Source organism: Ferruginibacter sp. (assembly GCF_031430955.1).
Taxonomy (GTDB): domain Bacteria; phylum Bacteroidota; class Bacteroidia; order Chitinophagales; family Chitinophagaceae; genus Ferruginibacter.
Genome location: NZ_JANPCM010000466.1, coordinates 1 through 7,946, shown reverse-complemented (window position 1 = coordinate 7,946; position 7,946 = coordinate 1). Strand labels below are relative to the sequence as shown.

9 protein-coding genes and 1 pseudogene are annotated in these 7,946 nt (G+C 37.0%); 3 read left to right on the top strand and 7 right to left on the bottom strand.

Annotation, left to right across the window (positions count from 1 at the left end; all coding sequences use genetic code 11):
• The 3 genes and pseudogenes from ACY65O_RS12865 to ACY65O_RS12855 all read right to left on the bottom strand — a co-directional run.
• A pseudogene (locus ACY65O_RS12865) lies at positions 1–240 on the bottom strand (aminopeptidase); the annotation flags it as partial.
• A 30-nt stretch (positions 241–270) separates the two neighbouring features.
• Complete coding sequence (locus ACY65O_RS12860; RefSeq protein ID WP_462221262.1) at positions 271–1,002, bottom strand: LytR/AlgR family response regulator transcription factor; 732 nt, start codon at positions 1,000–1,002, stop codon at positions 271–273.
• Between the two features lie 27 nt (positions 1,003–1,029).
• Positions 1,030–2,253, bottom strand: coding sequence for a sensor histidine kinase (locus ACY65O_RS12855; protein WP_462221261.1), 1,224 nt, complete (start codon positions 2,251–2,253; stop codon positions 1,030–1,032).
• Between the two features lie 127 nt (positions 2,254–2,380).
• Between ACY65O_RS12855 and ACY65O_RS12850 the strand changes: the two genes are divergently transcribed.
• On the top strand, positions 2,381–2,521 hold the full coding sequence (locus ACY65O_RS12850) for a hypothetical protein (protein WP_462221260.1): 141 nt from the start codon (positions 2,381–2,383) through the stop codon (positions 2,519–2,521).
• Positions 2,522–2,624: 103 nt separating this feature from the next.
• Here ACY65O_RS12850 and ACY65O_RS12845 read toward each other — a convergent pair whose 3' ends face one another.
• Positions 2,625–3,512, bottom strand: coding sequence for an NAD(P)H-binding protein (locus ACY65O_RS12845; protein ID WP_462221259.1), 888 nt, complete (start codon positions 3,510–3,512; stop codon positions 2,625–2,627).
• 64 nt (positions 3,513–3,576) lie between these two features.
• On the bottom strand, positions 3,577–4,002 hold the full coding sequence (locus ACY65O_RS12840) for a MarR family winged helix-turn-helix transcriptional regulator (RefSeq protein WP_462221258.1): 426 nt from the start codon (positions 4,000–4,002) through the stop codon (positions 3,577–3,579).
• 92 nt (positions 4,003–4,094) lie between these two features.
• Here ACY65O_RS12840 and ruvB point away from each other — a divergent pair, with 92 nt between their 5' ends.
• Positions 4,095–5,114 carry a Holliday junction branch migration DNA helicase RuvB gene (ruvB, locus tag ACY65O_RS12835; RefSeq protein WP_462221257.1) on the top strand — a complete coding sequence of 340 codons (1,020 nt, stop codon included), beginning with the start codon at positions 4,095–4,097 and terminating at the stop codon, positions 5,112–5,114.
• A 62-nt stretch (positions 5,115–5,176) separates the two neighbouring features.
• Here the strand turns inward: ruvB and ACY65O_RS12830 are convergent, their stop codons facing one another.
• Complete coding sequence (locus ACY65O_RS12830) at positions 5,177–5,875, bottom strand: response regulator transcription factor (protein WP_462221256.1); 699 nt, start codon at positions 5,873–5,875, stop codon at positions 5,177–5,179.
• 217 nt (positions 5,876–6,092) lie between these two features.
• A complete protein-coding gene (locus ACY65O_RS12825) occupies positions 6,093–7,085 on the bottom strand; it encodes a cytochrome-c peroxidase (protein ID WP_462221255.1) in 993 nt (330 codons plus the stop codon).
• Positions 7,086–7,123: 38 nt separating this feature from the next.
• Between ACY65O_RS12825 and ACY65O_RS12820 the strand changes: the two genes are divergently transcribed.
• The coding region (locus ACY65O_RS12820; RefSeq protein ID WP_462221254.1) for a helicase HerA-like domain-containing protein at positions 7,124–7,946 on the top strand (823 nt) is incomplete at its 3' end.

Genomic DNA, 7,946 nt, shown 5'->3' with positions numbered 1-7,946 from the left:
CTGGAAGTAGGTTTTGTTAGTACCTAAAAACTGCAGTTTGCTTTTTGCAAATTCTGCCGCAATAAAGTCTGCCGCTTTATCAATACCCGGTGTAAATGTTTTGCGGCCATGCATATCATCTGCTGAAAGTATTTTTTCAATACGTTCCACTTCAACAGCATTTATTATTTTATCAATATTTTGTGCAAAACAAAGCAGGCATACAAAGCCTGCTGAAACAGTTAAAAATATTTTCTTCATTATAAATTTTTCATTATTAATTATGCACTCTTAAAGGCTCATCATCTCTTTAAATTTAACCGCCTGCCTGCGGCTGACTTCAATTTTTTCGCCGCCATGCAGTTCTAATAAAAGGCCGCCATTAAAATAAGGTTCTATTTTTTCTATCATGCGCAGGTTTACAATATGTTTGCGGTTGGCCCGGAAAAATACTTTTTCATCCAATCTTTCTTCCAGTGCATTTAAAGATTTTAAGATAAGCGGCTTGTTAGTACCAAAAAATACTTTGGCATAATTGCCTACGCTTTCAAACAAACGCACTTCGCCTAATTTTACAAACCAGCAGCGTTCGCCATCTTTTACAAACACCTGGTCGGCCTCGGTAAGCATGCCACGGTTAATGCCGGCCATAGTTGCAGCCATTTCTTTTTCATCGGCCTGCTGCAATTTTTGTAAAGCATCAGCTAAGCGTTTAGGCTCCACCGGTTTCATTAGATAATCTAAAGCATTAACTTCAAAAGCTTTTAAAGCATATTCATCGTAAGCGGTAGTAAAAATTACATGCGGTGCCTTTTCCAGTTCGGTAAGCATATCAAAACCGGTTTTACCCGGCATCTGTATATCTAAAAAAATCAGATCGGGAGAAAGGTTTTCAATCTTTTCTAAACCCTCTGCAGCATTCGCAGCCTCACCAATTACCTCTATTTCCGGAAAATCGAGTAACAGTTTTTTTAATTCATTTCTTGCCAAACGTTCATCGTCAATAATTACAGCTCTCTGCATAGTGTGTTTGCTTTTATGTTCAAAAATTTAAATGGTAGCCGGCATAGTTACTTTACTCTCCACCATATTAGTGCCAATATTTTTTATTTCAAAATGTGCTTTGCCCTGGTACATTAAATTTAAACGGTCCTGTGTACTTTTAATACCAAAACCATCGCCATTTCTATTGCCGTTAAGCTGCCCGGTATTTTGTACCGATAATTCCAGGTTATCGCCTTTAAAATCGGCTGCAATACGAACCACACCACCATCTATTAATTTACTGATGCCATGTTTAATGGAATTTTCTACAAGGGTTTGCAGCATCATTGGCGGTACCGGCTGGCTGAGCGTATCTTTATCAATATCCATTTCAACCTGCAGCCTTTCTTCAAAACGCATGTGCTCTAAAGCAAGATAATCTTTTACAATATCCAGTTCTTTTTCTAAGGTAACTGTCTCTGATTTTTCGGCCTGCATGCTGCTGCGTAAAATATTACTCAGTTCGGTAATGGCTCTTCTCGCCCTTTCCGGATTTTCGTCCACCAATGCCCTTATACTGTTAAGCGAATTAAAAATAAAATGGGGATTGATGTGTGATTTTATAGTTTTTAATTCCAGTTCTTTAACAGTGCTTTCTAATTTTAAACGGTCAATCTGGTCCCTTCTGTTTTTATCAACATAATGATAAACGATATAAATTAAAAACCAAAGTGCAAGCAATAATAAATTTTGATAAATGCCCAGCAGTTCAGATTTGTCTTCAAACTTCCATTCTCCTTTGCTGTTTCTGTACCAACCCGTAGTTTTTTTTATGTCGGATATGGTTTTAATATTTACAGAATCTTTAAGTGGTGTATTGCTGTAATAAGTTACTTTATCCAAGCCTGCACTGGCTTCTGTTTTTTTGGCTTTTTCTAATTTATATTTTTGAATATAATTATCAAACGAATAAGCGGTATTATGTTCTATTGCATTACCACCATAAAATAATAAAAGGCTGGTGGCCCCAATGCCAATGATAAAAATTATCCAGATTTTATTGAAAGAAAATTTAAGCCAGTTGGTTCTTTTAATTATCGTTCTTAAAATATGAGTTGATATAATACCTGAGACTAAAAAAATAGCAAGACTGATAAGATATTCGTTTTGGCCACCATGTTGTGCAAACTGCTCGGCAAAAACCACCAGGTTAAAATAGATATGGATAAGGCCAAAAATGCCCCATCCTATAATCTGGCACAACCAATATCTTACATTTACTTTACCCATAGTGCAAATCTAAAGGCCAAGATAGTGAAATTACGGTGTGTTTTGATTAATGGCTATATGGTGTTGTGGGAGGTTGTGTTGACAACCACATCAATAAAACCTTGCATTTGTAATATTTTTCATCAACTTGTGTAACCCTTTAACCTCAGCACCAACTTCAATTGCAAGTGCTAAAGGTTATGGTCCCGAGTGGCCAATTGCTGATAACACAACTGCAGAAGGAAGGGCTCAAAACCGCAGGGTTGCGGTTAATGCAAAATCAAAATAAATAGTTGAAGCATAAGGGAAATAAAAGCCTCCGTTTTTTAGCGGAGGTTTTTTTACGTACTATTTTTCAAAAACTTTTAAGCCTTTGTTACTAATAAAATTGATTACGCATTAAATGCTGCTGCAAATTCTTTTACAAAATTTTCTAATTTTATTGTACTCAATACCGGACGATTTTTCCAGTAATCTTCCTGCATTTTACCTTCTCTTAAAGCCTTGCCCATAGTGGTATACGCTTCTGCCATGGTTTCTGTAAGTCCTGCACCTTTCATTCCTTCCATCGTTTGCTCATCGGTAAATGCAACCCAGGGAATACCGGGTTTACCAATAGCAGTACTTAAAGCAGCAGCAATTTCTGCACCTGTCTTTTCATCACCGGCTATATATCTAACAGAAAAACCTGTAAAGTTTAAAGCCAGTAACTCTTCGGCAGCAGCAGCTGCAATATCGCTGGTATGCACCAGCACTAATTTTTCATCATTGCTGCCAAAATTTCCTCCAGTAATATTCATTCCTTTTATCAATGGTATCATTGCAAAAAGATTGTACATAAAATAAGAAGGCCTTAAAAATTTTGCATTAACACCATTTTGTTTTTTCAGTAAGTCTTCAAAATCTGCAAGCCCATCAACAGGGCCGGCTCCATTACCCATATGTGCGCCAATGCTGCTGAGCACCACTACATTTTTTATTGCATTAGCTGTAATAGCAGCCACATAATTTCTTGCTACTGTGTTTTGATAATGCCTGAAATTTTCTGTTGCAAAATTAGGCGGTATCATAGCATACACTGCATCAGCACCTGCAAAAGCCTGCAATAAAAAATCAGCATCTTCTACCGATCCTACGGCTGCTTTTGCTCCTTTACTTACTAATGATTGTAATTTTTCTGCATTACGGCCAACAACAGTTACATCGTGGCCTGCACTTAATAATTTTTCTGCTAATGGAGAAGAGATATGTCCTGCTCCCCCGGTGATTACGTACTTCATAATTGGTTTGTTTTATTGTTTGTTAATTTATATTTGTATGTACAAATGTTGAGGTAAAAAAATATTAACTCAGTTTATCTGTTAATTTATTAATGTTTTGCACCATTCTGCTACTTTCATCTGCACCTAAAATGTCGGTATAGGTTTTATAGAAATCTCCCATACAATTTTTCATTTTAGGTAACAGCTCCTTACCTTTTGGTGTAGCATAAACGTTAGTAATTTTACCTTCTGCCGTACGTACCAGCAGTTTTTTATCTTCTAATTTTTCTATCAGCCTTGTTATGGTACTTGGGGTAAGTTGCATTTCATCTGCAATACAACCAGGTTGTACGCCAGGGTTTTCCAGTACCATCATCAATAAATAGGCGTGGCTGGGGGCAAGATCTATCTTCTTCCAGTTTTCTACTGCAATTTTCTCTATTTTTCTTGCCAATGCATTAGCAGAAAAATAAAGACATTTATTAAAACGGCTGTTAGATGATTTCATTTGCAACACAAAGGTAAAGTATTATCATTTGTATATACAAATAAAAAGAGGATTTATTTTTAGTGCCGCCGTTATTTTGTTATTTTTACCCCATGGCAAATCCTAATTTAAATAGTGAGGCAACTGGTGCAGATAAAGAATTTGAAAACACGATCAGGCCATCTGCTATAAATGATTTTAGTGGCCAGCCGCAGATTATAGAAAATATTACCATTTTTATTAAGGCTGCTAAAATGAGGGGTGAGGCGCTGGATCATATTTTATTTCATGGCCCGCCGGGTTTGGGTAAAACAACTTTAAGCAGAATTGTAGCCAACGAATTAGGTGTAAGCATTAAAGAAACCAGCGGCCCGGTAATTGAAAAGCCCGGCGACCTTGCAGGTTTGCTTACTAATTTAGAAGCAAACGATGTTTTGTTTATTGATGAGATACACCGCCTGAGTACAGTTGTAGAAGAATATTTGTATGCAGCTATGGAAGATTACCGCATTGATATTATGATCGACAGCGGCCCCAATGCAAGAAGTGTACAACTCAATTTAAATCCGTTTACATTAATTGGTGCTACCACAAGAAGTGGTTTATTAACTGCACCGTTGCTTAGCAGGTTTGGAATAAAATCAAGATTAGAATATTACGATGCGGTTACTTTAAAAAATATTATTCTCCGCTCTTCAAAAATACTGGGTACAAAAATTACTAGCGATGCGGCTGCAGAAATATCGGGCCGCAGCCGTGGCACACCACGTATTGCTAATGGTTTATTAAGAAGGGTGAGGGATTTTGCACAAGTAATTGGCAATGGCGTTATCGATTTGGGCATTACAGAACATTCACTTAAGGCATTAAATGTAGATGCTTATGGATTAGATGAAATGGACAACAGGATATTATCTACCATAATAGAAAAATTTAAAGGTGGGCCTGTAGGCATCACAACAATTGCCACAGCTGTGGGTGAAGAACCAGGGACTATTGAAGAAGTGTACGAACCGTTTTTAATACAGGAAGGATTTTTGCAACGTACTGCAAGAGGAAGAGAAGCTACAGAAAAAGCGTATAAGCATTTAGGGAAAACACAACCCAATTCTCCCAACACTTTATTTTCATAAAAAGAGTTGTTCAAAATAAGAACAACTCTTTAATAATTTCGCCCCTTTATGAGATGGGGTTCTTATTCAGAAACCACTAACCTGAAACCATTACCGTGAATATTTACAATTTCAATTTTAGGATCTTCTTTTAAATATTTACGCAATTTGGCAATGTACACATCCATACTTCTGCCATTAAAATACGTATCACTTCCCCATATTTTTTTCAATGCAATTTCACGGCTCAGTAAATCATTTTTGTATTCACTCAGCATTTTTAGCAACTCATTTTCTTTAGGCGATAACACCTGCACTTTACCAGCAATCGTTAATTCACGCAGGCGGGGATTAAAATGATAATTGCCCAAATCAAATTCTGCATTTACTTCTTCACGGTGCATTTCTTCGTTGCGTTTTAAAATAGCTTTTATTTTATGCAGCAGCACTTCACTGTCAAAAGGTTTAGTGATATAATCATCGGCACCCAGTTTATAACCCTGTATAATATCGTCCTTCATTGTTTTTGCGCTGAGGAAAAATAAGGGCACATCGGGATTTACATCACGTATTTCTTCTCCCAATGTAAAGCCATCCATATTGGGCATCATTACATCCAGCAAACAAATGTCAAATTTCTCCCGCTGAAAAGCCGCTAAGCCCAGCCGTCCGTCACGCTCTAATATTACGTCGTAATCGTTTAATTCTAAATAATTTTTTAATACCATGCCAAGGTTGGTATCGTCTTCGCAAAGTAATATTTTGGGTTTTACTGATTCCATGTTTTATTAGTTTAATAGCAAATAAAATTAATTCATTTTTGGTACAGCGAATATAGTGCCTAATTTTTTGTTAAAGGTAGAATTGTTGCCCGCAGATTACGCTGATATAGCTGAAAAGAGATTTGCCTGCGGAAAAATGGGGTTACCACGGATTACACAGATTTACACGGATTTTTTTTGCCTCATGTAGATTGATGCAATTTTTCCATCTGCGTAATCAGCGGGCATATTTTTTATCCGTTAGCGTTTTTAAAAAGGCAATTAAATCTTTCTTTTCCTTTTCAGTTAAGCCAAGCGGTTGTTTTAAATCATCATCAATATTGATGGAGTTAGATACAATTTTTGCCGGATCGTTATAATACTCCACCACTTCTTCCAAAGTTTTAAACATGCCGTTGTGCATGTAAGGTGCAGTTACTGCAATATTGCGTAAGCCGGGAGTTTTAAATTTTCCTTTATCCGTTTCTTTTTGGGTGATATTGTATAAGCCGGCATCTTTTAAATCTTTTGCATTGTACAAGCCAATATTTTTAAATTCGTCGGTAGTAAAATCTTCCATACGGTGGCAGTTAAAACATTTTGATTTATTACCAATAAATAGCTGCCTGCCACGCTCCTCTGAGGCTGATAATTTTTTAATATTATTGCTCCAGTCATCAAACTTACTGTCAACGGTTTCTAAAGTTTGCTCGTAAGCCGCAAAGGCTGCCGATAAATTTTTTGCGTTAGGCTGTTGCTTAAATATTTTTTGAAAAAGATTTTTATATTCTTTGCTTTCGTTTAATCTTTTAACCGCTTCATCAATGGGCAACCCCATCTCATCGGGGTTTTGTATGGGCATCAGCGATTGCTCCTGCAAGGTTACCGCTCTGCCGTCCCAAAAAAAATACGGCCGGTTTTTCATGTTTAAAACTGATGGGGTATTTCTTGCCTTTAGCTTTTCATTAATTCCTGTACTGAACGCAGCAGTATCTGCAAATGCATACGCAGGTTTGTGGCAACTGGCACAGCTTACAGAAAAATCTAACGATAATATTTTTTCGGAAAACAATTTTTTGCCAAGAGCAGCTTTAGTTTTTATGTCTGCATTTTTTTGCTGAAAAGATGAACTGACAATAAAGAGCGTTATTGCAGTTAAAAAAAGAATATAAAAAGGCTTTTTCATTTCTGCAAAATTAACAGGAACTGGCTGAAAAATGATTTTATTCATGTCAATTACAGGTTGTACCTTTCAAAAAATTATAAACAATGCCCAGTAAAGAAGCTTTTATTCAGGCCATAAAAGATGGCTACACTTTTAAAGGAGAATCAGTAAAAATTGGTTGTGCTGTTTTAGATGGCGAAGTGGTTGCCGAAGCAGTTGTCAATCTTCCCTTAAAAACAATGAACCGCCACGGTTTAATTGCCGGTGCTACCGGTACAGGTAAAACCAAAACCCTGCAAATGATCAGCGAGTTTTTAAGCTATAACAGTGTACCGGTTTTATTGATGGATATTAAAGGCGATTTAAGTGGCATTGCTGCCGAGGGTGCTGCCAACGATAAAGTAAAAGATCGCTACGCTAAACTTAGCATGGAGTATAAACCTGCGCTATTCCCTGCTGAACTAATGACTTTAACCGGGCAAAAAGGTGTTCATTTAAAGGCCACCGTTAGTGAGTTTGGGCCGGTGCTGTTAAGTAAAATTTTAGGGTTAAATGATACGCAGGGTGGCGTGGTAGCCATGATTTTTAAATATTGTGATGATACAAAATTGCCATTACTCGATTTAAAAGATTTTATTAAAGTGCTGCAATATATTGGCGATGAAGGAAAAGCTGAAATTGAAAAAACATACGGTAAAATATCTACCACCAGTACGGGAACAATTTTGCGTAAAGTAATTGAACTGCAGCAGCAGGGTGCAGATATTTTCTTTGGCGAAAAAAGTTTTGAGGTAGATGATTTAATGCGCATGAGTGATGATGGAAGGGGAATGATAAATGTATTACGGGTGACCGATTTGCAGGATAAGCCTAAATTATTTTCCACCTTTATGCTGCAGATGCTGGCAGAATTATATGCCAGCTGCC